The following is a 24,316-nucleotide window of genomic DNA, read 5'->3' as shown; positions in this document are numbered from 1 at the left end:
GAGACAAGACGTGGATCACGTCAACGGGACGCCGCCCTCGGGCACGCCCCTCAAGGGGATCAGGCGCGCAGGATCCCCGGCCGCCCTTCCAGCCGGCCCAGCAACTCGCCGAGCAGCCCCGCCAGTTCACCCTGCCGCTGCGCGTCGAGGACGGACAGCACGGCGGTCTCGTACGCGAGCTGCTCGGGCAGGATGCCGTCGACGATCTCGCGGCCCGCGTCCGTCAGACGGACGTGGGCGACGCGGCGGTCGCGGGTGTCCCCGCGGCGTTCGACGAGGCCGCGCTCGGTCAGCTGCTTGAGGCGCTTGGTGACCGCGGCGCCCGAGGAGAAGGTCTCCCGGGCCAGGTCGCCCGGCGTCAGCTCGTGGCCGGTGCGGCGCAGCGCGCCGAGCAGGTCGAACTCGGGGCGGCTGAGCCCGGCCCGGCGCAGCGGGGCGTCCTCGGCCTGCTGGAGGAGGGCGGCGCAGCGGTTGACGCGTCCGATGATCTCCATCGGGCCGGTGTCGAGACCGGGGTGGACGGCCTGCCACTGCCGGACGACCGCGGAGACGGTGTCGCCCCCGCTCGCGCCCGCCTGCCGTCCGTTCGGTGCCGTCATGGCCGTATGCCCTCCGCCGTCGCGCTCCGGTGCACCTCCTGGTGCCGTACCGTCGCCGCGAGCGTACGGTGTCCGGCCTGCTCGGCGCGCACGACCCGCTCCTGGGGCAGGGCGCGCTGCCACCACTCGCCGGACGCGGCGTCCACGGCGGCGCGCAGCTCCACGAGGTGGGCGGCGAGGGAGCGGTGGGCGGAGTCCAGGGCGCGCGGGTCGGGGTGCGGTTCCGCGAGCAGGCGGGCGGTGTGTTCGCGGGCGCGCTCCACGGCGGTCAGCGTCTGTTCGATGCGGTGGCCGGCGCGGCGGTTGGTGACGGCGATCGCGGCGACGAAGCCGACCAGGGCGCCGACGAGGGTGTCCACGACCCGCTCGGTGATCAGCCGCCCGGGCTCCTGGAAGCCGGTGAACTCGGTGATGAGCAGTGCCATCGGGGTGACGCAGACGCTGCCGAGCCAGTAGTTGCGGCCGATGAGCGCCTCGGCGCCGAAGTTGAAGGCGAGGCAGACCAGGACGAGGGCGGCCGGGCCGAGGTGGGCGAGCGGGACCACGGCGGCGAACAGGAGCACTCCGGCGAGGTTGCCGACGACGCGCTGGACGCCCCGGCTCCAGGTGAGGGTGAGGTTGGCCTGGTAGAGCGAGGCGGCGGTGACCAGGGCCCAGTAGGGGCGGCCGACGCCGAGTGCGAGGGAGGCGTATCCGGCGAGGGCGCAGCCGGTTGCGGTGCGCACGGCGAGCGGGGTGAGCGGTCCGAGACGGCGCCACAACGGGGTTGCGGGGACGGCGAGTTCGGCGTCGATGCCGAGGAGTTCGCCGTGGTCCTCGGTGTGCGGTACGGGGCCGTTGCCGCGCAGGTCGCGGGCCCAGGCGCGCAGTCGTCGCGGGTCGGTGTCGGCGGGGGCGGCGAGGGCGACCTCGGCGCGGACGACTAGCCGGTCCAGGGCGCGGCGGGTCGGGGTGCGGGCGCCGGCGGACAGCAGGGACTGCCAGGCGGCCTGGATCGCCGCGGCCGCGGCGGCCCTGCTCCGGGGGTCGTCCTGCTCGACGTACACCGCCGCGGCGGTCAGGGCGTGCGCGGTGGCCCGCCGCTCCGGGCCGTGCGGCCGGACCAGGCCCGGCGCCATGCCGACGGCCCAGGCCCAGGCGCCCGCCGCGAACGCGAGGGCCAGGTGGGCGGGGACCTGGGCGAGGGTCTGCGGTGCGAACAGGGAGGCCGAGGTGATGAAGGTGAGGACCACGTTGCCGGGCGGGCCGACCCGGGTCGCGTCGCACAGCGCCTTCTGCACGGCGGCCAGCAGCGCGCCGACGGCGACCAGGAGGAGGGCGCTGCCGGTGAGCGAGGCGGTGACCAGGGAGACGGCGAGGCCGCCGACCATGCCGAGCACGACCCAGGCCAGGGTGCGGGCCCGGGCGGCGTAGGGGCGGTTGTGGGCGTACAGCGCGCACAGGGACCCGGCCATCGTGTACATCGCCAGGTCGAGGCGGCCGAGCGCGAGCAGGGTGAGGTTCGGCGGGGCTACCGCGGCGACCACGCTCAGGGCGGGCTTGAACCAGATGTCCGAGGGCCGCCCGAGACGGAGCACACCGGCGAGAGGGAGGCGGTTCATGTGGTTCATACCCATAACCTTAGCGGGTGTTTTACCTGTAAAAGATATCCATCGTCTGATCGGTGACCTGCCGTGCTCCCTCGCATGCTCCCCGTGTACACCCTTGCGCTCGCGTGCGCGCCGCGTGGCCGGGGCATCCCCTCCCCGTCCGACCGTCGAGCGGGGAGGCGCGTGTGCACGGACCGGCTTCGCCCGGCTGGCTCCTGGTCGCGCTGTGTGCGGCGACCGGGGCCTACTGCCTGCTGCGGATGCGCAGCGATGTCGAGGAGCAGCGCCGCGCGGCGGGCGGTGAGGCGCTCATGGGCTTCGGTATGGCCGCGATGGCCGTCCCCGCCGCGGTGTTCACCCCGCCGTCCTGGGCGTGGACGGGGTACGCGGCCGTGTTCGGGGCGGCGGCCCTGCGCGCCCTGTGGGCGGCACGGACCAGCGCCCATCATCTGCATCACCTGGTGGGGGCCTCGGCGATGGTCTACATGGCGGTCGTGATGGCGGCGTCCCCCGCACATCACGGCGGCGGTTCCGGGATCCCCGTGCTGACGGGCGTGCTGCTCCTGTACTTCGTGGGCTATGTGCTGCTCTCCGGCGTCCGGCTGGTGCCGGTCACGGCCGGGGGCGGGGCGCTGGGCTGGGGCGACCGGCCGGAGGTGGCGCGGGCGTGCCGACTGTCGATGGGGATCGCGATGGTGGCGATGCTGGCGACGCTGTGACCGGTCCGCGCCGCTCGGTGTCTGCCGTGTCCTGCGTCACTTCGGCGTGGGATGCCGTACCGGTGGGCCGTACGCCGCTCATAGGGTGCTCCCATGATGGTCCCCGCGGCACTGTTGCTGCTCGGCGCCCTGGCCGCCGTGGCCGCTCCCCGGCTGCTCGCCCGGGCCGGCTGGCCGGACCGTGAACCGGTGGTCGCGTTGTGGGTGTGGCAGTGCGTGGTGGCGGCCGTACTCCTGTGCTGCGCCCTGTCGATGACGCTGAGCGCGGCGGCCGCCTGGCAGGCGGTGCGCGGTCAGGTCTTCGCGCCCGCGCCGCACTCGGTGGTGGAGGCCTACGCGCTCGGTGCCGGTGGCGCTTGGGCGGCGACCCTCGCGGTGACGCTGGCACTGGGCGGGGTGTGGACCGCGGCGATGCTGGTGCGGGAGGTCGTACGGGCGCGGGCGCGGCGGCGGCTGCGCAGGACCGAACTCCTGGTACGCGCCCCGCTGTTGCCCGGAGAGGAGGGAAGCACCGGACGTCTCGTGGTCCTTGAGGGCGAGCGCCCCGACGCCTGGTGGCTGCCCGGTGCGGCGCCTCAACTGGTCGTCACCACAGCCGCGTTGCGGCGACTGAAGGGTCGGCAGCTGGATGCCCTGCTGGCCCATGAGGAAGGGCACGCGCAGGCCCGGCACGACTGGCTGCTGCACTGTTCGTCGGCGCTCGCGGGCGGGTTTCCGCAGGTGCCGGTGTTCGCCGCGTTCCGGGCCGAGATGCACCGGCTCGTCGAACTCGCCGCGGACGACATGGCCTCCCGCCGCTTCGGACGGCTGACCACGGCGCTCGCCCTGGTGGAACTCAACGAGGACCGGGGCGTGTTCGGCCCCGCACCGACCCCGCAGGCCCATGTCCCGCAGCGGGTCCACCGCCTCCTCACTCCCCGGGACCGGCTCACGGTCACCCGCCGCCTGGGGCTGACGGCCACGGCGGCGCTGGTGCCGATGGTGCCGCTGTTGGTGGCGTTCGTACCGGGGTTGCGCGCGCTGGGCTGGGGCGGCTGAGCCGGACGGACCCCGAGGCGCGCCTCCCCCGGCCTGCGATCCGCGCCGGGATTGGCCTCCGACCCCACTGGTCGGCGAGGATCGAAGGATGCACACCCCGCCCGTCGACGCCCCGCCCAGCCCGCCGGACCATCGCCTCGCCGTCCGCGCGGCCCTCGTCCTCGCCGTGTGCTCCGTGCTGCTGATCACGCTGGTCGCGGTCCGCTGGCACCCGCTGATGAGCCTCGACGGCGACATCGCGGACACGACCCATCGGTGGGCGGTCGACGAACCCGGGCTGACTCACGTGTTCCGGATCTTCACGGACTGGGTGTGGGACCCGTGGACGATGCGGTTGCTGTGCGCGGTGGTCGTGGTGTGGCTGGTGTGGCGGCGGGCGGCGTGGTGGACGGCGGGGTGGCTGGCGGTCACGTGCGCGCTCGGCACGGCCGTCCAGCAGTCCCTCAAGGCAGCGGTGGACCGCCCCCGGCCGGTCTGGCCGGACCCGGTCGACACGGCCCGTTACGCGGCCTACCCGTCGGGCCACGTCCTGACGGCCACGGTCGTCCTGGGCCTCCTCCTGTGGCTCCTGCACCACTACGGCGCCGGCCGCGCCCTGCGGCACACCGCCCTCGCCGTCTCCGTCGTCTCCGTCCTCGGCGTCGGCCTCACCCGCGTCTGGCTCGGCGTCCACTGGACCTCGGACGTCCTCGGCGGCTGGCTGCTGGGCGCGCTGATCGTGACGCTGGCGGTACTGGTCCACGCGCGCCGACAGGCATGACGTAGCACTACGTGGGGCCGCCCGAGATCAGGGCGTCGACACGGGCGGGCTCCGAGGGCCGCGTGGTCCGGTCCGCCGCGAACCGCGACGCCCGTGTGTTCGCGCCGCGAAATGGCGTTCAGCCGCGTCGCGGGGCGCTGGACGGCCCACGAAGTCAGCAACCAGTGGTGCGTGAGGCCGAGTTCGTCCGCGTGTTCCGCGGGAGCGATCTCCCCCTCGACTGCAACCCCAACCGGGACGTCGACTCGTAGGATCTCCGCATGATCGCCGTGCTGTTCGACTTCTCCGGGACCCTCTTCCGTATCGAGTCCACCGAATCATGGCTGCGGGGCGGGCTCGCCGAGGCCGGGATCGTGCTGGACGAGCGGGAGGTCGTCGGGACGGCTCGGGCGCTGGAGGTGGCGGGAGCGTTGCCCGGTGGGGCGGCGCCGGTGCGGTTGCCCGAGGACGTGGCCGGGGTGTGGGAGGTGCGGGACGAGAGTGCCGAGCTGCACCGGGCGGCGTACACCGGGCTGTCGCGGCACGTCACGCTGCCGGATCCGGCGCTGCACGACCGGCTCTACGAGCGGCACATGTCCCCGGCCGCCTGGCAGCCCTACCCCGACGCGGGAAAGGTGCTGCGGGCGCTGCGCGAGCGCGGGATCGCCATCGGGGTCGTCAGCAACATCGGCTGGGATCTGCGGCCGGTGTTCCGCGAGCACGGCCTGGATCCGTATATCGACGCGTATGTCCTGTCGTACGAGCACGGCGTCCAGAAGCCGGACACCAGGCTCTTCGCCGCCGCCTGCGCCCACCTCGGGTCCGACCCGCGCCGCACGCTCATGGTCGGAGACGACCGGCGGGCCGACGGCGGGGCCGCCGCACTGGGGTGCGCGGTGCACTTCGTGGACCATCTGCCGGTCAGCGAGCGACCGGACGGGCTGCTGCCGGTGCTGGAGCTGGTGGACGGGGCCGGAACGGCTCCCGCGGCCGGCTGAACGGCGGGCCAGTAAGTAGCCTCAGGCCACTAATGGGGTGAGAAGAACCGTCCGTCTCGGACGATCCCCCGCGTCGCCCGAGACGGACGGCAGCCCTGACCAGCCGTTTCACCGGCCGATGCGGACGCGTTGAGTATAGTTGGCTGGCAGCCAGTCAACGCAGGAGTCAAGCATGTCCCCGCGCAGCGCCTCGGTCAATGAAGAATTGCGGCGGCGATCCCGCGAGCGGCTGTTGCAGGCGGCGGTCGAGGTGGTCAGCGAGCACGGATACGAGGCGACGACCCTCGGCGACATCACCGACCGGGCCGGTTCGGCACGGGGGCTGGTGTCCTACTACTTCCCCGGAAAACGCCAGCTGGTGCAGTCCGCGGTGCACCGGCTGATGCACCGCACGCTGGAGGAGGCGCTGGAGCGGGAGCCGCGCACCGAGGACGGCCGGGAGCGGATGGCGCGGGCCATCGACGCGATCCTGGGCCTGGCCCGGGACCGGCCCGTACTGATGCGCCAGCACATGGCGGGGCTGCTACAGGCCGAGGGATTCATGCCGTGCCCGGAACAGCGGCGCCTGGCCGAACTTCTGCGGGACACCGTCGCACGCCACGGCTCGCCGGATCCCGACGCCGACTACCCCATGCTGCGGGCCCTGTTGATGGGCTCGGTGTACGCCGCGCTGGTGCCGGGCGTGCCGATGCCGCTGCCGGTGCTCCGCGCCGAATTGTTCAAACGCTACCGGCTGGACTGGGAGTTGGGCGTTCCGCCGGACACCGAGACGGCGTCCGGCGGAACGGGTGACGCTGATCTGTCACGCTTCTTCGCGACCGGGGCCGTGGAGGACCACGGCGGCGACGGTCAGTCGAAGTAGTCGGGCTGCGTCTGGGTGTTGAGCTCCTTCAGCCGGACCCACTGGGCGGGGTCGGTGCGCCGGTCGCTCAGCTTCAGGACGTCGAAGCCCTTGGCGATGTCGTTGGAGTAGATGTAGCCGTTGTAGTAGTACGCCGACCAGGCACCGCCGACGGTGAGCGTGTCGGTGGTCAGCGGGCCGCGCTCGAAGTAACCGATCTCCCTGGGCTTGGAGGAGTCGGTGAACTCCCAGACGGAGACGCCGCCCTGGTACCAGGCCTGGACCATGATGTCCTTGCCCTTGACCGGGATGAGCGAGCCGTTGTGGGCGACGCAGTTCTCGGTGTCGGCCTGGTGGCGCGGGATCTTGAAGTAGCTGCGGAAGACGAGCTGACGCTTGTCACCCTTGCCGACGATGTCGTAGATGCCGTCGGCGCCGCGGTTCGCACCGACCGTCGCATTGCAGGTGGCGGCGCCGCCGCCGCCCAACTCGTCGGTGAAGACGACCTTGTTGGCCTTCTGGTTGAAGGTCGCCGAGTGCCAGAACGCGAAGTTCACGTTGTCCTGCACCTGGTCGATGACCTTCGGGTGCTCCGGGTCCGCGATGGAGAACAGGATGCCGTCACCCATGCAGGCGCCCGCGGCCAGGTCCTTCGAGGGCAGGACCGTGATGTCGTGGCAGCCGGTGGTCTTGGAGACGCCCGGGTTGGTGGGCGCGCCCGGGTTGCCGCCGCCGTCCGGCCCCTCACCGGGGAACAGCACCGGGAAGCCGACGACCGCCGCCTTCTCGGGCGCGCTCCGCGGCACCTTGATGACGGAGATGCCGTCGTGCGGGGGCTGGCAGTCGGGGTAGGAGGCGTTCGGTGAGTACGAGGAGACGTAGATGTAGACGTTCTTGCGCTCGGGCACCAGCGTGTGGGTGTGCGAGCCGCAGGCGGTCTCGACGGCGGCGACGTACTTGGGGTTGGTCTTGTCGCTGATGTCGAAGACCTTCATGCCCTCCCAGGAGGACTTCTCGGTCGCGGGCTGCGTGGTGCTGTTGCAACTGCTGTCGCTGCGCGAGGAGTCGGTGGAGAGGAAGAGCAGGTCGCCGGAGACGGAGATGTCGTTCTGCGAGCCGGGGCACAGCACCTGGGCGACCGTCCTCGGCGCCTTCGGGTTGCTGATGTCGAGGATGCGGAAGCCGTCGTAGTTGCCGGCGAAGGCGTATCTGCCCTGGAAGGCGAGGTCCGAATTGGTGCCGGGCAGCGCGTCCTTGGGGATGTTGGTCAGGTGCTCGATGTTGTCGGAGTGGACGACCTCGTTCTGGCCGGGTATCTCGCCGTCGGCCATCGCGGCCCGCACCTGGGCCTCGGTGCTCCGGGACACCTCCGTGCCGGACGCCGCCGTGCCGTCCCCGGGGTCGGGGGTCGCTGCGGCCGGTACGGCCGTCAGCAGGGCGGCGAGGAGTCCGGCCGCGGCGGCGACAACTCCCAGACGTCTGTGTCGGGTTCGGGGATCTTTCAGGATCACTGCTTCCTCCCTGGTTCCGTTCGCCTCGGAACGGTTCACACACCACCGAAGTATGGTCTTGACCATGCACACACCAACAGGGGGCAACAGAATCGCAATGAAGTTTTCTGCTCGACAAACCGCGGAAGCGTGCTAGGACAGTCACGGCACTCACGAGGTGCCCCTCGCCACGCCTGCCACAGGAGGTCGTTGTGCCCGTCCGTCGCGCGTCCCTCGCCACGGTGACCGTTCTGGTGATGCTCGGCCTCGGGGGCTGCGACTCCGGCGCGGACCCCAAGTCAGCCGCGGCGACCGGCCCTTCGGTGATCGCACCCGGCGCTCCCGGCGAGGCGAACCGGACCCTGTCCGCCGAGGAGGCCGCGGATCAGCGCGCCGAGGACGACTCCCCCAACACGGCGGACGTCTCGTACGCCCGGATGATGATCGTGCACCACACCCAGGCCCTGGAGATGACCGAACTCGCCCCGGACCGCGCCGAGTCGACGAAGGTCAAGAAGCTCGCCGAGCGCATCGCGGCGGCCCAGGGGCCGGAGATCGACGCCATGGAGAGCTGGCTGACCTCGTACGACAAGGACACGAAGGACGCGACGCACGAACACGCCGCGATGCCGGGCATGGCCACCGAGGCACAGCTGAAGAAGCTCAGGGCGGCCAAGGGGAAGGCCTTCGACCAGCTCTTCCTCACTCTGATGATCACGCATCACGAAGGGGCGCTCACCATGGCCACGGACGTGAAGGGGCAGGGCAACAACATCCGCATCGAGGAGATGGCCGACGACGTGGTCGCCCAGCAGACGAGCGAGATCTCCCGGATGCGGGACATGCTGTAACAACCTTGCTCAGCGGCGCGCATGACGCGGTGTCAGGTACCCCGCGTCACGCGCCTGCGCGATCATCCTGAGCGACTTGCGACGGCTGTGCCCGGTCGCGCACATCACCGCGAGCACCGGGTCCACGCCCTCCTCCTGGGCGGCGCGGTACTCCTGCGCGACGAGCCGGCGCCCCTCGATGCCCCGCGGCCACGCCGGCCGGGCCCGCCGTGATACGCCCGGCTCGCCCTCCTCCGGCACCTGTCCGAGGCCGCACGCCTCGAAGAGCGGGCCCTCGATCCAGTCGGCGAGGACCCCGAGGTCGTCGAGGGAGAGCGCCGGCTGGGCCCGCACGTCCTCCAGGGAGACGCATCCTTCGGACACCACGGCCAGCAGGTCGACCCGGGCGCCGTCGGCGAACGCCAGCCGGACGTGGAACCACGAGGTCGCGCCCTCGTCCTCCCGCACTTCCCACGCGGGCCACACGGACACCGCACCGTCCGTCGGACAACGATCAGAAAGATTAAGAAACGATGCTTCCAGCACACACGCAACGTAACCGCATGATCACTTTCCATACCAACGGACACGCGTCCCCCGGTCCGTACAGCACCCTGTCAGCGCAGCAGCGACGGTGCGATGCTGGAGACATCAGCGATCTGCTCTGACCCCACGGGTAAGGAGTACCGCCGTGCTTCGTGTCGCCGTCGTCGGCTCCGGGCCGAGCGGGTGCTACACCGCCCAGAGCCTCGTCCAACTGCACCCCTCGGTCCATGTCGACGTCCTGGACCGTCTGCCGTGCCCGTACGGGCTCGTCCGCTACGGCGTGGCACCCGACCACGAGAAGATCAAGTCCCTCCAGAACAATCTGCGCACGGTCCTGGAGCACGAGCGGGTGCGCTTCCTCGGCGGTGTCCGGATCGGCGCCGACGGAGTGCCGACCGCCCGCCTGCGGGAGCTCTACCACGCCGTCGTGTACTGCGTGGGCGCCGCCACCGACCGGCACCTCGGCATCCCCGGCGAGGAGCTGCCGGGGAGCTTCTCGGCCACCCAGTTCGTGTCCTGGTACAGCGCCCATCCGGACGCCGTGGACGACGACTTCGTCCGCGCGGCCCGCTCGGCGGTGGTGATCGGCGTCGGGAACGTCGCGGTCGACGTGGCACGGATGCTGGCTCGCGGCGCCGCAGAGCTGAGCCCCACGGACATGCCCCAGCCGGCGCTCACGGCGCTGGCCGCGAGCCGGGTGACGGACGTCCACATGGTGGGCCGCCGAGGCCCGTCCCAGGCCCGCTTCACCACCAAGGAGCTGCGCGAGCTGGGCAGCCTCCCGGAGGCGGACGTCACCGTGGATGCGCAGGAGTTGGCCCTCGATCCGGCCTACCTGGACCCCGCGGCCCTGCCCGCCGCCCAGCGCCGCAACGTGGAGGTGTTGCGGAGTTGGGCCCAGTCGCCGCCGACAGGGAGTCCGCGCCGCATCCACGTGCGCTTCTTCCTCCGCCCGGTCGAACTCCTATCCGAGGCGGGGCGCGTGGGCGCGGTGCGCTTCGAGCGGACGCTGCCGGACGGCCGGGGCGGGGTTACCGGCACCGGTCAATACGAGGACATCGAGGCCCAGTTGGTGCTGCGCTCGGTGGGTTACCGCGGAATCCCCCTGGAGGGCCTGCCGTTCGACGCGCAGAACGGCACGGTCCCCCATCTCGCCGGCCGCGTCCTGCGCGGGGGCGTGGTGGCGCCGGGCGAGTACGTGGCCGGCTGGATCAAGCGGGGCCCGACGGGAGTCATCGGCACGAACCGGCCGTGCGCGAAGGAGACGGTGACGTCGCTGCTGGAGGACGCCGACAGGCTCGTACGGGAAGAGCGCCCGGGTGATCCCCTCGCGGCATTGCGGGCGGACGGGATCAAGCCGGTCGAATGGTCGGGTTGGTGCGCCATCGAACAGGCGGAGGCGGCACTCGGGGCATCGCTGGGACGGGCAGTGGTGAAACTCCCCGACTGGGGTTCACTGATGAGCGCCGCACGCGGCCAAGGCTCTTAGGGGCGCGGGGAACCGCGCGAGCAACCACACACAACCCGCACCGAGAAACGAACCGGCAACACCCCCGAAATCAACAATCTGTTCAAGGAGCCTACGGTTCTCGGCCATGACGCAAACCGCACCCGCGCACCCTGTCGACGAAGTCCCACCCGCCCGCCACCTCCTCGCCTTCGGCCTCCAACACGTACTCGCCATGTACGCCGGCGCCGTGGCCGTCCCCCTGATCGTCGGCAGCGCGATGAAACTGTCGCCCGCGGATCTTGCCTACCTGATCACCGCCGACCTCCTGGTCTGCGGTATCGCCACCCTGATCCAGTGCGTCGGCTTCTGGCGCTTCGGCGTGCGCCTGCCGATCATGCAGGGCTGTACGTTCGCCGCCGTCTCCCCGATGGTGCTGATCGGCACGACCGGCGGCGGCCTCCCCGCGATCTACGGTTCCGTCATCGTCGCGGGGCTCGCCATCATGCTGCTCGCGCCGGTCTTCGGCAGGCTCCTCCGGTTCTTCCCGCCGCTCGTCACGGGCACCGTGATCCTGATCATCGGCCTGTCGCTGCTGCCGGTCGCGGGCAACTGGGCCGCGGGCGGGGCCGGTTCGACGGACTTCGGAGAGCCGAAGAACCTGGGACTGGCCCTCTTCGTGCTCCTCGTGGTGCTGGGTGTGCAGCGGTTCGCGCCCGCGTTCCTGAGCCGGATCGCCGTACTGATCGGCATCGTCGTGGGACTGGCGGTGGCCGTGCCGTTCGGGTTCACGGACTTCGACGGTGTCGGCGGCGCGGACTGGCTCGGGATCAGTACGCCGTTCCACTTCGGAGCGCCCACCTTCGAGGCCTCGGCGATCGCGTCGATGCTGGTGGTGGCACTGGTGACGATGACCGAGACGACCGGTGACCTGATCGCGGTCGGCGAGATGACCGACCGCAAGGTAGAGCCGCGCACCCTCGCGGACGGCCTGCGCGCCGACGGCCTGTCGACCGTCCTCGGCGGCGTCTTCAACACCTTCCCCTACACGGCGTACGCCCAGAACGTCGGCCTCGTCGGCATGACCCGCGTCCGCAGCCGCTGGGTCGTGGCCGCGGCGGGCGGCATCCTCGTACTGCTGGGTCTGCTGCCCAAGCTGGGCGCGGTGGTCGCGGCGATACCGGCGCCGGTGCTCGGTGGTGCGGGGCTGGTGATGTTCGGGACGGTGGCCGCGAGCGGCCTCAGGACTCTCGCGACCGTCGACTTCAAGGGCAACAACAACCTGACGGTGGTGGCCGTCTCGGTGGCGATGGGCATGCTGCCGGTCGGGGTGCCGACGGTGTACGAGAAGTTCCCGGACTGGTTCCAGACGGTGATGAACAGCGGCATCAGCGCGGGCTGTCTGACGGCGATCGTGCTGAACCTGCTCTTCAACCACCTCCCCTCGAAGGCGGGTTCAGCCGAGGCGGACGGCCTGGCGGTCGGCGGCGCCGAGAAGGACGTCGAGCAGCCCCGGGAAGAGGTCGTCTAGGTCGTCCCGGCGCAGGCCGTTCATCTTGGCCGTGCCCCGGTAGATCTGCCGGATCACGCCCGCCTCGCGCAGCACCCGGAAGTGGTGCGTGGTGGTGGACTTGGTGACGGGCAGCGCGAACTGCGAACACGTGAGCTCGTCACCGACGGTGGCGAGCTCACACACGATGGCGAGGCGCATCGGGTCGGAGAGCGCGTGCAGGATCGGCTCCAGCCGGATGTCGTCCCGGGCCGGATGCGGGAGGTCACGGCTGCTCACAGCGGGCGAGGTCACGGCGGCTCCACCTCTTGAGGAAGGCTTCGGGAAGTCTTCGGGACGCCCATTGTACGAAACCCTTCGTAGTTTGACATCCACCGTACTACGATGCCTATCGTACGAGTCGACCACCGGTCCCGTGACGAATGGAGCCCGCCGTGAGTGCACTCTTCGAGCCCTACACCCTGCGCGACGTGACGATCCCGAACCGGGTGTGGATGCCGCCGATGTGCCAGTACTCCGCGGCACCCGAGGGCCCTGAGGCCGGGGCGCCCAACGACTGGCACTTCGCGCACTACGCGGCGCGCGCGGCCGGCGGTACGGGCCTGGTCATCGTCGAGGCCACGGGTGTGAGCCCCGAGGGCCGGATCTCGCCGTACGACCTCGGCATCTGGAACGACACCCAGGTCGAGGCCTTCCGCCGGATCACCCGCTTCCTGGTGAGCCAGGGCACGGTCCCGGGCATCCAGCTCGCACACGCCGGACGCAAGGCCTCGACGGAGCGGCCCTGGAAGGGCGGCGCGCCGATCGGCACCGAGGGCGGCGGCTGGCAGCCGCTCGGGCCGAGCCCGGTGGCGTTCGACGAGCGGCACCCGGCACCGGCCGAGCTGACAGCCGCCCAGATCCGGGAGGTGGTCGGCCAGTTCGCGGACGCGGCCCGCCGCGCCCTCGCCGCCGGCTTCGAGATCGCCGAAATCCATGGCGCCCACGGCTATTTGATCGGCAACTTCCTCTCCCCGCACTCCAACCATCGCACCGACGCCTACGGCGGCTCGTACGAGAACCGCACCCGCTTCGCGCTCGAAGTCGTGGACGCCGTACGGGAGGTGTGGCCGGACGACAAGCCGCTGTTCTTCCGTATCTCGGCCACGGACTGGCTGGAGGAGGGTGGCTGGACACCGGACGACACCGTCCGCTTCGCCGCCGATCTCCAGGCCCACGGCATCGACCTCCTGGACGTCTCCACCGGCGGCAACGCCTCCGGCGTCCGGATGCCGATCGGCCCCGGTTACCAGGTGCCGTTCGCGGCCCGGGTCAAGGCCGAGACCAGGCTCCCGGTCGCTGCGGTCGGCCTGATCACCGAGCCCTGGCAGGCCGAGAAGATCCTGGTCAACGGCGAGGCGGACGCCGTGCTCCTCGGCCGTGAGCTGCTGCGCAACCCGTCCTGGGCGCGCCAGGCCGCGCGGGAGCTGGGCGGGGACGTGCATGTGCCGGACCAGTACCACCGGTCGGTCTGAGCCCACGGACCGCACCGCGGGAGGACCGGGACCTGAGAAGTAGGTCCCGGTCCTCCCGCAGAAGTAGGGCGGCCCCGGCGGTTGCTCCCCCCAGGTCAGGGGTAATGCCTCCCCAGGCACGATGTGCCAGGCGCCCGCGACAGCGAGGCTGTTGGTATCAGCATGAGGAGGGCGTCATGAACGGTCAGACCCGCATCCGAGTCATCCGCCGACCCGCCCCGCGCCGGGACGAGACGATCGACCGCAGGACACCGTCGGGGCGACTGCTGCCGTACTGACGGCGCCCGCGGCCGGATCCGTCAACCCACCGTGCAGGCCGTTCCGTTGAGACTGAAGGCGCCCGGCGCCGCACTGTTCCCGGTGTGCGTCGCCTGGTAGCCGATACTGACGCTCGCGTTCGGCGCGAGCGTCGCGTTGTACGAGGCGTTCGTCGCCGTCACCGCGCCGGAACTCGGCGCGTACGTGGCGTTCCAGCCGTTGGTGATGGTCTGCCCGCCGGGCAGCGTGAAGGCGAGCTGCCAGCCGTTGACCGTGCTCGTGCCGGTGTTGGTGAGGGTCACCGACGCGGTCAGACCGGTGTTCCAGGCATTGGTGGTCACCGTCACCTTGCAGGGCCCGGCCGGGGGTTGGGGCACGGTGCCGCCGCTGTCGAGGCCGAAGAACGTGAGCACGCGGGCGGCCATCCCCCAGGCGTACAGGTTGTGGCCGACGCCCTGGAGGCTGATCGCCTCGACCTGGGCGCGGTCACCGGTGCCGCCGTAGCGGGTGCGGGTCCAGCCGGACTGGGGCGAGTCGGTGGCGGCCGGGGTCTGGCTCACGCCCTGGACGTTCGTCCACTGCTTGATCTCCTCCCCGAAGTTGGGGTAACGCAGCACGTCGTCCTCCGTGCCGTGCCACAGCTGCATCCGCGGACGGGGGCCGGAGTATCCGGGGTAGGCGGCGCGGGCGATGTCGCCCCACTCCTGCGCGGTGTGGGTGATCGTGCCCTGCGCGCACGCGCTGTTCCACTCCGAGCCGTCGGTGGTCGCGAAGCAGCCGAACGGCACGCCCGAGAAGGCCGCGCCCGCGGCGAAGACGTCCGGATAGTCGCCGAGCAGGACGTTGGTCATCATGGCGCCGGAAGAGATGCCGGTGGCGAAGATCCGGCTGGTGTCGGCGTCGTAGGCGTCGACCGTCCAGTCGACCATCGACTTGATGCCGACCGGGTCGCTGCCGCCGCCGCGCTTGAGGGCCTGCGGCGAGGAGACGTCGAAGCACTTGCTGGAGCGGGTGACCGACGGGTACACGACGATGAACCCGTACTGGTCGGCGAGCGAGGCGTACTCGGTGCCCGAGTACATCGCCGGACCGGAGCCGGTGCAGTAGTGGACGGCCACCAGGATCGCCGGGTGGGCGGTGACGGTCTCGGGGACGTACAGGTACATCTGTAGGTTGCTGGGGTTCGCGCCGAAGTTCGTGATCTCGGTGAGGGTGGCGCTCGGGGCGGCCTCCTCGGCGGCGGCCGGGGGTGCGGTGAGCAGGGCGGCGGCGAGTAACGCCACCAGCAGTGCGTGGAGCGCGACAAGGACCGCGCGCAGCGGTCTCCTCGCGATGGTGCCGACAGTGGCGGACACGGTGGGTCCCTTCGTGATGGCGGCTCGTGGGGGCATCGCTGAGGGGAGCAACAGGAATGGTGACATGCACATGGCCGCCATGGAAGCGCTCCCACGCTTTTCGCGGGACGACCGGCGCCGCGACCAGGAGCGTTCGGACGTCTTCTGCGCAAAGCGTTGACTAGAAAGCGCTTGCCCCCTACGTTCCGTTCAGCAGCGTGACCCAGCGGCATGGCCATCCGCGCAAAAGGTCACGATGCTCGCACATTCGGTTCTGAATGACGGACGTCGTTCATGTACATGTGCGCGACCACCCCCCAACAAGGAAGAAGGATTCGGGACATGACTTCTTCACCACCTCCCCGCACACACCGCCGCGCAGTGACCGGCGCGGTCGCCGCCCTCGGTCTCTCCGTTGGCATGATCATGGCAATCAACACGCCGTCGGCGAGTGCCGCCACCTGGCCCACCCCCACCAGCAGCAAGGCGGTCAGCTCCACCATCTCCCTGTCCGGCACCAAGGACTACGGGATGCAGCGCCTGTACGGCTCCGGTGACCTGGGCAGCGACAGCCAGGACGAGGACCAGGGCCCGATCCTGGAGCTGGCCGCCGGCACGGTCCTGAAGAACGTCATCATCGGCGCGCCCGCGGCGGACGGCATCCACTGCGAGGGCAGCTGCACGCTACAGAACGTCTGGTGGGAGGACGTCGGCGAGGACGCTGCCACGTTCCGCGGCTCCTCGTCGTCGAACGTGTACACCATCTCCGGTGGCGGCGCGAAGGAAGCCAGCGACAAGGTGTTCCAGTTCAACGGCGCCGGGACGCTCAACATCTCCAACTTCGCCGTGAAGAACTTCGGCACGTTCGTCCGCTCGTGCGGCAACTGCTCGACGCAGTACAAGCGCACGATCAACCTCAACACCATCGAGGCGACCTACAAGGGCAGCAAGCTCGTCGGCATCAACACCAACTACGGCGACAGCGCGACCCTGAGGGGCATCACGATCGTCGGGGACTCCAGCAAGAAGATCATCCCCTGCCAGAAGTACATCGGCAACAACAGCGGCAAGGAGCCGACCACCAACGGCTCGGGCCCTGACAGTACTTACTGCAAGTACGCGACCTCGGACATCACGTACAAGTAGGCGCCGCAGTCAGCAGGGCAGTCCCCCCACGGTGAGGGCGGCCGTCCGAAGCGTCCCCGCACGGCGCTTCGTACGGCCGCCGCATCATGTGCGCCGCATCGTGCCCTCGCCGTGCCCGCGCCACGCGCCTTCGCCGTGTGCCTTCACCGCGCGCCTTCACAGTGCGCCTTCGCCTTGCGCCTTCGCCTTGCGCCTTCACTGTGTGCCGAGCTCCCGTCGGTAGTCGGCGTAGGCGGTGCGCAGGGCGGTTCCCGGCCAGTCGGCGGGCAGGAGTCCGGTGGGCAGGACCGGGTCCGCGAGCAAATGACGTACGACCGCCGCGTAGGCGGTGAAGCGGTCGGCGGGGCCGTCCACGCGCGCGGTGTGGGCGAGCAGGGCCCGGCCCTTGGCGGCCCAGGCGCCCAACGGCCAGAGAACCGCGGCCAGTTCGGCCGCGGGGCGGTCGGGACGGGCCGTGCACCGCTCCCCCACCTGGGCGAGGTCGGCCGGCAGCGGGCGGCTCAGGTTGGCGGGGCGCAGCCAGACGCCCTCCCGCAGTTCGGCCAGCCGCAGCGCGGTCAGCCGGGTGCGCAGGTCGGCCCGTTCGGCGGGGCCCCGGCCCGTCGCCGTGACCACGAGCATCTCCCAGTCGCCGTCCCACGCGCGCGTGCGGGGATGCACGGCGTCGTCCTGACGGCGCTGCCGTTCCAGGAGCCGGTCGCTCAGCCGGTGGACGGTGTCGGTGCGGCGCAGGTCCCCGGCCGCGACCATGCGGCTGAGCGCGGCCCGCGCGGTGGAGCCGCCGACGCCGAAGGCCTCCACCTGGCGCACCAGCTCCTTCACCGGCAGCTCGGGCGGATGCGCGCCCAGGAGCAGGCTCAGGACGACCGAGCGCGCGGACAGAGGACGCAGTTCCAGCCGGCTTGACCGGCCGGGCGCGTCGGGCCGCTCGGGCCGGCCGGGCTCCTTTGGCTCATCGGGCCGGTCGGCCGGGTTCGTCCGCATGGTCACGTACTGTAGGTGGTATTGCATCATTGCTACAGTCGCAGCAAAAGTGCAACACTCGCCGTATGGTCTTCTCACCGGCGCACGAGGGCAGCGCGACGCATGACGTCACCAACCAGCCCCCTCCCCTGGCCCCCTACGACGCGTCCGAGGACGTGGCCCTGCTGGAGGGGCTGCGCCGGGAGGGCGCGGGCTGGGCCGAGGACGACGTACGGCGGATCGGCCGGCTCGCGGGCAGCGCGGAGGCGCAGGAGTGGGCCGAACTCGCCAACCGGCACGAGCCCGAGCTGCGCACGCACGACCGGTACGGCCACCGGGTCGACGAGGTCGAGTTCCATCCGAGCTGGCACCACCTGATGCGGGCCGCGGTCACCGAGGGGCTGGCCGGATCGCCCTGGGCGGACGACCGGTCCGGCGCCCATGTGGCGCGCACGGCGGGCGGGTTGGCCTGGGGGCACACCGACGCCGGGCACGGCTGCCCGACCTCGATGACGTACGCCGCCGTCCCCGCGCTGCGTCAGCAGCCGGACCTCGCGAAGGTCTACGAACCCCTGTTGACCAGCAGGGAGTACGAGCCGGGGCTGCGCGTGCCGACGGACAAGCGCGGTCTGCTGGCGGGCATGGGGATGACCGAGAAGCAGGGCGGGTCCGACGTCCGGACGAACTCGACGGCGGCGACGCCGACTTCGGAGCCTGGCGTGTACACCCTGCGCGGCCACAAGTGGTTCACGTCGGCGCCGATGTGCGACGTGTTCCTGGTGCTGGCGCAGGCGCCGGAGGGGCTGTCCTGCTTCCTGGTGCCGCGCGTCCTGCCCGACGGCAGCCGCAACACCTTCCGCATCCAGCGGCTCAAGGACAAGCTCGGCAACCGCTCGAACGCGTCCTCCGAGCCGGAGTTCGACGGCACCCTGGCCTGGCTCGTCGGGCCCGAGGGACGCGGTGTGAAGACCATCATCGAGATGGTCAACTGCACCCGGCTCGACTGCGTGATGATGTCGGCCACGCTGATGCGCAAGACGCTCGTCGAGGCGGGCCATCACGCCCGGCACCGCAGCGCGTTCGGCGCCCGGCTGGCCGACCAGCCGCTGATGCGCAACGTTCTCGCCGACCTCGCCCTGGAGTCCGAGGCGGCCACGACCCTCACCCTGCGGCTGGCGGGCGCGGCCGACCGGGCGGTGCGCGGTGACGCCGGGGAGCAGGCGTTCCGGCGGATCGCCACCGCCGTCGGCAAGTACTGGGTCACCAAGCGGGGCCCGGCCTTCACCGCGGAGGCCCTGGAGTGCCTCGGCGGCAACGGCTACGTGGAGGACTCGGGCATGCCCCGCCACTACCGTGAGGCTCCCCTGCTCTCGATCTGGGAGGGCTCGGGGAACGTCAACGCCCTCGATGTGCTGCGGGCGTTGACGCGGGAGCCGGGGACCGCGCAGGCCCTGTTCGACGAACTGGCCCTGGCGCGAGGGGCGGACCATCGTCTGGACGCCGCGGTGAGCCGGCTGAAGGGCCTCCTGAGCAGCGGCTCCGAGGCCGGGGCGCGGCGCCTGGTGGAGCAGATGGCCCTCACCCTCCAGGCCTCCCTCCTGATCCGGCACGCCCCGTCCGCGGTCGCTGACGCCTTCTGCGCGACCCGGCTCGGCGGCGACTGGGGGTACGCCTTCGGTACGCTGCCGGACTCGGCCGACGTGGGCGCGATTCTGGGGCGGGCGCTGCCGGGAAGCGGCTGACATGGGCGCGACTCCGGGACGGACGTTGCCGGGAAGCGGCTGACATGGGCGCGACTCCGGGACGGACGTTGCCGGGAAGCGGCCGACGCGGGCGCGATTCTGGGGCGGGCGTTGCCGGGAAGCGGCCGACATGGGCACGACTCCGGGACGGACGTTGCCGGAAAGCGGCCGACGCGGGCACGACTCCCGGGCGGGTGTTGCCGGAAAGCGGCCGACATGGGCGCGACTCCGGGACGGACGTTGCCGGGAAGCGGCCGACGCGGGCACGATTCTGGGGCGGGCGTTGCCGGGAAGCGGCCGACGCGGGCGCGACTCCGGGGCGGACGTTGCCGGGAAGCGGCCGACATGGGCGCGACTCCGGGACGGACGTTGCCGGGAAGCGGCCGACGCGGGCGCGATTCTGGGGCGGGCGTTGCCGGGAAGCGGCCGACATGGGCGCGACTCCGGGACGGACGTTGCCGGGAAGCGGCCGACGCGGGCGCGATTCTGGGGCGGGCGTTGCCGGGAAGCGGCCGACATGGGCACGACTCCGGGACGGACGTTGCCGGAAAGCGGCCGACGCGGGCACGACTCCCGGGCGGGTGTTGCCGGAAAGCGGCCGACATGGGCGCGACTCCGGGACGGACGTTGCCGGGAAGCGGCCGACGCGGGCACGATTCTGGGGCGGGCGTTGCCGGGAAGCGGCCGACGCGGGCACGACTCCGGGGCGGACGTTGCCGGGAAGCGGCCGACATGGGCGCGACTCCGGGACGGGCATTGCCGGGAAGCGGCCGACGCGGGCGCGATTCTGGGGCGGGCATTGCCGGGACGCGGCTGATCGAGGCCTGCCGCCGGAAACCGGCCATCGGGAGACGCCCTCCGGGTGACGCCGTGATCGGGCGCTCCAGGCCGCGGTGAGCCGCGACGGTTTGGCCGACAGACCGTCACCCCGTGATTCCGCTTGGTTGTCAGTGCCGTGGTGCAGACTCGGGATCACTTGCACTACGCCTGGGGAGGGCAGCGTGTTCACGGGGATCGACGAGGTCGACTGGGCTTCGATGCGGCATGCGTACGGGAGTGCGGAGGACGTACCCGGCCTACTGCGGGGGCTGGCCTCCGCGGACCCCGCCGAGCGGGAGATCGCGCTCGACGGGATGTACGGCGCGGTGCACCACCAGGGAGACGTGTACGACTCGACGCTCGCCTGCGTTCCGTACCTGTTCACGCTCGCCGCGCGCGAGGAGGTGCAGGACCGGGGCGGGATCGTGGAGCTCCTGGTCAGCATCGGCGGCGACGGGGAGGTGCCGGAGGGCGCGGACGCGGGGTACGTCATGGCGCACGCGGCGGTCCGGGCCGGCGCCGAGGTCTTCGCCCGGCTGGCCGGGGACCCGGACGCGGGGGTGCGCCGGACGGCCGCGACTGCCGTCGTGCGGTTCCTGGACCGACCGGAGCGGGTGCTGGGCCTGCTGCGCGAGCGGATCACGGTGGAGCGGGACGGCCGGGTCCTGCTCGCGCTGACCGAGGGGCTCGGCTTCCTGGCCCACCGGCATCGGGCGCACGCGGCGGAGATCGTGGAGCTCCTCACCGCCCTGAGCATGGCGCCCTACGGCCCCGGTCAACGACTGGCCGCGCTCGGGCAGTTGGCGGGCAGCGCACCCGACCGGCTCCCCGCCGACCTGGTGCCCACGGTCGTCGGACTGCTCCGGGAGCGTTCCGGGCAACGCCGGGACCCGTCCTGCGAACCTGACCGTCCGGACACGAACACGCTGGTCGGCCGGTTGCGGCGGCTGCGCCCCTCGGACGAGGAGGGCTCCCAGCTGCTGCGGACCCTGCACACCGCGCTCGACGGCCGGGTGGCCGACCGGATCGCCCTGCTGAACGGGCAGTTGACGAGCCCGGATCCGACCGACCGGTGCAACGCGATGTGGATGTCCTCCGGGCTGTTCCGCGACTGGCGCGCCGACTACAGCACACCGGTCGCCCTGATCGGCGCCCAACTGGGCGCCGATCAGGACCAGTTGCGCGACGCCGCGACGTCCGTCCTAGAGGACCTCTACCAGCTGGCCGCGCCCGCCGCCGACGACCTGCACGCCCTGGTGACCTCACGCCCCGAGCTGTGGGTGCGGCACTGGGAACACGGCGCGCCGACGCTGGGCGAGCCGCTCAGGGCGCTGGCCAGGAGCGGGGACCCACGCGCGGTGCCGGTGCTGGGACAACTCCTCGCCGCCCCCGACGCGCCCTACGACCTGGGGCAGGTCGTCGCCCACCTCGGCCCGGCCGCCGCCCCTCTCGCACCCGCGCTGCGGGCCGCCCTCGCGGGCCTGCCCCTCGACGACCCCGACGTCCACAACCGCGCGGTGGCCCTGCTCTCGGGGCTCGGCGAGCTGAACGACACGGAGAGCGTGCCGCTGATCCTGCGGCTGCTGACCGGTCTGCCGGACCACAGGATGCGGTCCGTCGTCGTCGGCGCGGCCCTGCGCACCCTCGGGTCGCTCGGTGTGGCGGCACGCGAGGCGATACCGGTGGTGCGGGGGCTCTTGGACGGGGAGAACGCGATCGAGGCGGCGGACGCGCTCTGGACGCTGACAGGGGACGCCGCATCCGTACTGTCGGTACTGCTGACACCTGGCGGTGAGGTCGTCGCGCACCGGGGCGCGACCGAGGTCCTGGGCCGTCTGGGGCCGGAGGCCGCGCCCGCGGTGAACGGGCTCCGGCGAGAGGCCGAGGCCCCGCACGTGTGGGTGCGAACGCCGGCGGCGTGTGCGCTGTGGCGGATCGGCGGCGCAGCGGAATCCGACCTGGTGCTGCCGGTGCTGCGCGGCACGTGGGCGCAGACGCCGGAGCTGCGGCGGCCCATCGCCGAGTGCATCGCGGCCATGGGCCCGGCCGGAGCCCCCTTGCACGACCTGCTCCGGGCAGAACTGGCTGCCCCGCAGCGGTACATCGCCCCTTGTGGGGGATACGCGCCGCTGGCGGTTCTCTCCGACGAGCTTTTGCTGGAGATCTGCCGGTCGGCACTCGGGGTGGGGTGAGAGTCGCCCTCGCGGGGAGGGCGGGGCCCAGGGCTGCCGAGGTTGCCCCGGATCCCTCCCTCAGCCCGCCGTCCGCCCCCGTTGCTGGCCGAAGCGTGCCCACTCCGCGTCCCACTGGTCGATCCGCCGGCGTTCCAGGCGACCGCACAGCATGCGCCCGGTGACGAACGGCACGATCGCCGCGCTCACGCCCAGGAGGGCACCGATCAGGGCGGCGCGGAGGTGGGCCTGCGCGGGGGTGGCGGGGCGGGTGACCAGGCGGCCCTCCCGGTCGGTCCAGACGGAGACGGGGGTGCCGCCGGCGCTGCCGGGACGGACCCGGACCTGGCCGGTGTGCGAGGAGCCGTCGGGTGCCGCCCAGCGGACCTCCGCCCACACCTGGTCGCCGCTGGTCGTCCCGGTCTGCCCGGCGAAGGTGCCGGGTGCCTTCGCCACGAGCCGGGCCTCGACCTGCCGCCACTCGACACGCTCCCGGGCGAGGGTGCCCTCCACCGACCCGCTCGCCGCCAGACCGGCGAACACCCCCGCGAGGACGGTGAGCAGCCACGCGCCGAGGACGACCCAGGCCTCCACCTTGTCGGCGCGCCGCCTGAGCGGATTGCGCCGCCAGCGCCACAACCACACCTTCGAACCACGGAACGCCATCGAAGGCTTCCTCCTCATGAGCGCATGAACATGCCGGGCCGCCCTTCCATACGGGGGACGTCGCCGAGGTGCTCACGGCGAGTCCCCACGCCTCGACCGTCGCACAGGCCCCGCACCCCCGCCCGGTCTTCGCGAAAGCCGCCCACAGATCGCCGACACGAGCTACCATCACCGCCCTGACCTGCGACGGAGCCCTTTCCAGGGGTGACTGTCAGTGGCTGGGTGCAGACTGGCCGATATCTGAGACAAGGACGTCGCGGAGGTGATCGGCATGACCGAGGTACTGCTCGCCGTAGGGACCCGCAAGGGCCTGTTCATCGGGCGCAGGCGGGGTGGGACCTGGGAGTTCGACGAGAGTCCGTATTTCAACGCGCAGGCCGTGTATTCGGTCGCGATCGACACCCGGGGTGAGCGGCCACGCCTGCTGGCGGGCGGCGACAGCGCGCACTGGGGGCCGTCGGTGTTCCACTCCGACGACCTCGGCCGGACCTGGACCGAACCGGCCCAGCCCGCCGTCAAGTTCCCGAAGGACACGGGCGCCTCGCTGGAGCGCGTGTGGCAACTGCATCCGGCGGCGGCGGAGCCGGACGTGGTCTACGCGGGCACGGAACCGGCCGCGCTGTACCGCTCCGAGGACCGCGGGGAGACGTTCACACTGGTCCGCCCGCTGTGGGAGCACCCGACCCGGTCGAAGTGGGTCCCGGGCGGCGGCGGCGAAGGGCTGCACACGGTCGTGACGGACAAGCGCGATCCACAGGCGGTGACGGTCGCCGTGTCGACGGCCGGGGTGTTCAGGACGTCCGACGGCGGCGCGAGCTGGGCGCCCTCCAACTCCGGTGTCTCCGCGGTGTTCCTGCCCGATCCCGACCCGGAGTTCGGGCAGTGCGTGCACAAGGTCGCCCAGGACCCGGTGACCCCGGACCGGCTGTACCTCCAGAACCACTGGGGCGTCTACCGCAGTGACGACGCGGGAGCGCACTGGACCGACATCGGCGAGGGGCTGCCGTCCACCTTCGGCTTCGCGATGGCCGTCCACCCGCGCCGCGGTGACACGGCGTACGTGTTCCCGATCAACGCCGACGCGGACCGTGTCCCCGCCGACCACCGCTGCCGGGTCTTCCGTACGACGGACGCGGGCAAGAGCTGGGAGCCGCTGTCCGCGGGGCTGCCGCAGGGCGACCACTACGGCACGGTGCTGCGGGACGCGCTCTGCACCGACGACGCGGATCCGGCCGGGGTGTACTTCGGCAACCGCAACGGCGAGGTGTTCGCCTCGGCCGACGACGGCGACAACTGGCAGCAGCTCGCCTCGCATCTGCCGGACGTGCTGTGCGTGCGGGCCGCGGTGGTGGGATGA

At 71.8% G+C, this 24,316-nt stretch carries 21 protein-coding genes; 13 read left to right on the top strand and 8 right to left on the bottom strand.

Features of this window, described 5'->3' with window-relative positions; all coding sequences use genetic code 11:
- Positions 1–59: 59 nt before the first annotated feature.
- Positions 60–599, bottom strand: a complete 540-nt coding sequence (locus OG866_RS38465; protein ID WP_329341990.1) for a MarR family winged helix-turn-helix transcriptional regulator — start codon at positions 597–599, stop codon at positions 60–62.
- A complete protein-coding gene (locus OG866_RS38460) occupies positions 596–2,209 on the bottom strand; it encodes an FUSC family protein (protein WP_443063606.1) in 1,614 nt (537 codons plus the stop codon). The genes OG866_RS38465 and OG866_RS38460 overlap by 4 nt, the downstream gene beginning before the upstream one ends.
- A 164-nt stretch (positions 2,210–2,373) precedes the next feature.
- Between OG866_RS38460 and OG866_RS38455 the strand changes: the two genes are divergently transcribed.
- The 5 genes from OG866_RS38455 (at position 2,374) to OG866_RS38435 (ending at position 6,544) form a co-directional block, all read left to right on the top strand.
- Positions 2,374–2,907 (top strand): DUF5134 domain-containing protein, encoded by a 534-nt coding sequence (locus OG866_RS38455; protein WP_329341989.1) that lies wholly within the window; start codon positions 2,374–2,376, stop codon positions 2,905–2,907.
- A gap of 93 nt (positions 2,908–3,000) precedes the next feature.
- On the top strand, positions 3,001–3,945 hold the full coding sequence (locus OG866_RS38450; RefSeq protein ID WP_329341987.1) for a M56 family metallopeptidase: 945 nt from the start codon (positions 3,001–3,003) through the stop codon (positions 3,943–3,945).
- Between the two features lie 88 nt (positions 3,946–4,033).
- A complete protein-coding gene (locus OG866_RS38445) occupies positions 4,034–4,705 on the top strand; it encodes a phosphatase PAP2 family protein (RefSeq protein ID WP_329341985.1) in 672 nt (223 codons plus the stop codon).
- A gap of 260 nt (positions 4,706–4,965) precedes the next feature.
- Positions 4,966–5,682 (top strand): HAD family hydrolase, encoded by a 717-nt coding sequence (locus OG866_RS38440; RefSeq protein WP_329341984.1) that lies wholly within the window; start codon positions 4,966–4,968, stop codon positions 5,680–5,682.
- A 172-nt stretch (positions 5,683–5,854) separates the two neighbouring features.
- Positions 5,855–6,544 carry a TetR/AcrR family transcriptional regulator gene (locus OG866_RS38435; protein ID WP_329341982.1) on the top strand — a complete coding sequence of 230 codons (690 nt, stop codon included), beginning with the start codon at positions 5,855–5,857 and terminating at the stop codon, positions 6,542–6,544.
- Here OG866_RS38435 and OG866_RS38430 read toward each other — a convergent pair.
- Positions 6,532–8,034 carry an LVIVD repeat-containing protein gene (locus OG866_RS38430; protein ID WP_443063605.1) on the bottom strand — a complete coding sequence of 501 codons (1,503 nt, stop codon included), beginning with the start codon at positions 8,032–8,034 and terminating at the stop codon, positions 6,532–6,534. The genes OG866_RS38435 and OG866_RS38430 overlap by 13 nt on opposite strands.
- 236 nt (positions 8,035–8,270) lie before the next feature.
- Between OG866_RS38430 and OG866_RS38425 the strand changes: the two genes are divergently transcribed.
- Complete coding sequence (locus OG866_RS38425) at positions 8,271–8,864, top strand: DUF305 domain-containing protein (RefSeq protein WP_329344498.1); 594 nt, start codon at positions 8,271–8,273, stop codon at positions 8,862–8,864.
- A gap of 9 nt (positions 8,865–8,873) precedes the next feature.
- Here OG866_RS38425 and OG866_RS38420 read toward each other — a convergent pair whose 3' ends face one another.
- Positions 8,874–9,335, bottom strand: a complete 462-nt coding sequence (locus OG866_RS38420) for a DUF6214 family protein (RefSeq protein ID WP_329341981.1) — start codon at positions 9,333–9,335, stop codon at positions 8,874–8,876.
- A 199-nt stretch (positions 9,336–9,534) separates the two neighbouring features.
- Between OG866_RS38420 and OG866_RS38415 the strand changes: the two genes are divergently transcribed.
- Together OG866_RS38415 and OG866_RS38410 are read left to right on the top strand one after the other, a co-directional pair.
- Positions 9,535–10,878: an FAD-dependent oxidoreductase gene (locus OG866_RS38415; RefSeq protein ID WP_329341980.1), complete on the top strand. Its 1,344-nt coding sequence runs from the start codon at positions 9,535–9,537 to the stop codon at positions 10,876–10,878.
- A gap of 106 nt (positions 10,879–10,984) precedes the next feature.
- The gene (locus tag OG866_RS38410) at positions 10,985–12,367 is read left to right on the top strand and encodes a nucleobase:cation symporter-2 family protein (protein ID WP_329341978.1); all 1,383 of its coding nucleotides are present in this window, start codon (positions 10,985–10,987) and stop codon (positions 12,365–12,367) included.
- On the opposite strand, the gene OG866_RS38405 is transcribed toward OG866_RS38410, so the two are convergent.
- Positions 12,293–12,640: an ArsR/SmtB family transcription factor gene (locus OG866_RS38405; RefSeq protein WP_329341976.1), complete on the bottom strand. Its 348-nt coding sequence runs from the start codon at positions 12,638–12,640 to the stop codon at positions 12,293–12,295. The two genes, OG866_RS38410 and OG866_RS38405, sit on opposite strands and share 75 nt — an antisense overlap.
- Positions 12,641–12,780: 140 nt before the next feature.
- On the opposite strand from OG866_RS38405, the gene OG866_RS38400 reads away from it, so the two are divergent.
- Positions 12,781–13,860 carry an NADH:flavin oxidoreductase/NADH oxidase gene (locus OG866_RS38400; protein ID WP_329341975.1) on the top strand — a complete coding sequence of 360 codons (1,080 nt, stop codon included), beginning with the start codon at positions 12,781–12,783 and terminating at the stop codon, positions 13,858–13,860.
- A gap of 299 nt (positions 13,861–14,159) precedes the next feature.
- Here the strand turns inward: OG866_RS38400 and OG866_RS38395 are convergent, their stop codons facing one another.
- Positions 14,160–15,509 (bottom strand): extracellular catalytic domain type 1 short-chain-length polyhydroxyalkanoate depolymerase, encoded by a 1,350-nt coding sequence (locus tag OG866_RS38395; RefSeq protein WP_443063604.1) that lies wholly within the window; start codon positions 15,507–15,509, stop codon positions 14,160–14,162.
- Between the two features lie 285 nt (positions 15,510–15,794).
- Between OG866_RS38395 and OG866_RS38390 the strand changes: the two genes are divergently transcribed.
- Positions 15,795–16,598 (top strand): pectate lyase, encoded by an 804-nt coding sequence (locus OG866_RS38390; protein WP_329341971.1) that lies wholly within the window; start codon positions 15,795–15,797, stop codon positions 16,596–16,598.
- Positions 16,599–16,793: 195 nt separating this feature from the next.
- Here the strand turns inward: OG866_RS38390 and OG866_RS38385 are convergent, their stop codons facing one another.
- A complete protein-coding gene (locus OG866_RS38385) occupies positions 16,794–17,582 on the bottom strand; it encodes a PaaX family transcriptional regulator C-terminal domain-containing protein (RefSeq protein ID WP_329341970.1) in 789 nt (262 codons plus the stop codon).
- A gap of 65 nt (positions 17,583–17,647) precedes the next feature.
- Here OG866_RS38385 and OG866_RS38380 point away from each other — a divergent pair, with 65 nt between their 5' ends.
- Positions 17,648–19,303 (top strand): DNA alkylation response protein, encoded by a 1,656-nt coding sequence (locus tag OG866_RS38380; protein ID WP_329341968.1) that lies wholly within the window; start codon positions 17,648–17,650, stop codon positions 19,301–19,303.
- Positions 19,304–20,304: 1,001 nt separating this feature from the next.
- Complete coding sequence (locus OG866_RS38375) at positions 20,305–22,314, top strand: HEAT repeat domain-containing protein (protein ID WP_329341966.1); 2,010 nt, start codon at positions 20,305–20,307, stop codon at positions 22,312–22,314.
- Positions 22,315–22,374: 60 nt separating this feature from the next.
- Here OG866_RS38375 and OG866_RS38370 read toward each other — a convergent pair whose 3' ends face one another.
- Positions 22,375–22,959, bottom strand: coding sequence for an Rv1733c family protein (locus OG866_RS38370; protein ID WP_329341964.1), 585 nt, complete (start codon positions 22,957–22,959; stop codon positions 22,375–22,377).
- Positions 22,960–23,230: 271 nt separating this feature from the next.
- On the opposite strand from OG866_RS38370, the gene OG866_RS38365 reads away from it, so the two are divergent.
- Entirely contained in the window at positions 23,231–24,316 is a 1,086-nt protein-coding gene (locus OG866_RS38365; protein ID WP_329341962.1) for a WD40/YVTN/BNR-like repeat-containing protein, read from the top strand.

The organism is Streptomyces sp. NBC_00663, assembly GCF_036226885.1.
Classification (GTDB): domain Bacteria; phylum Actinomycetota; class Actinomycetes; order Streptomycetales; family Streptomycetaceae; genus Streptomyces.
Note: the sequence above shows the minus strand (reverse complement) of the source record. Positions and strands in the feature narration are given on the sequence as shown.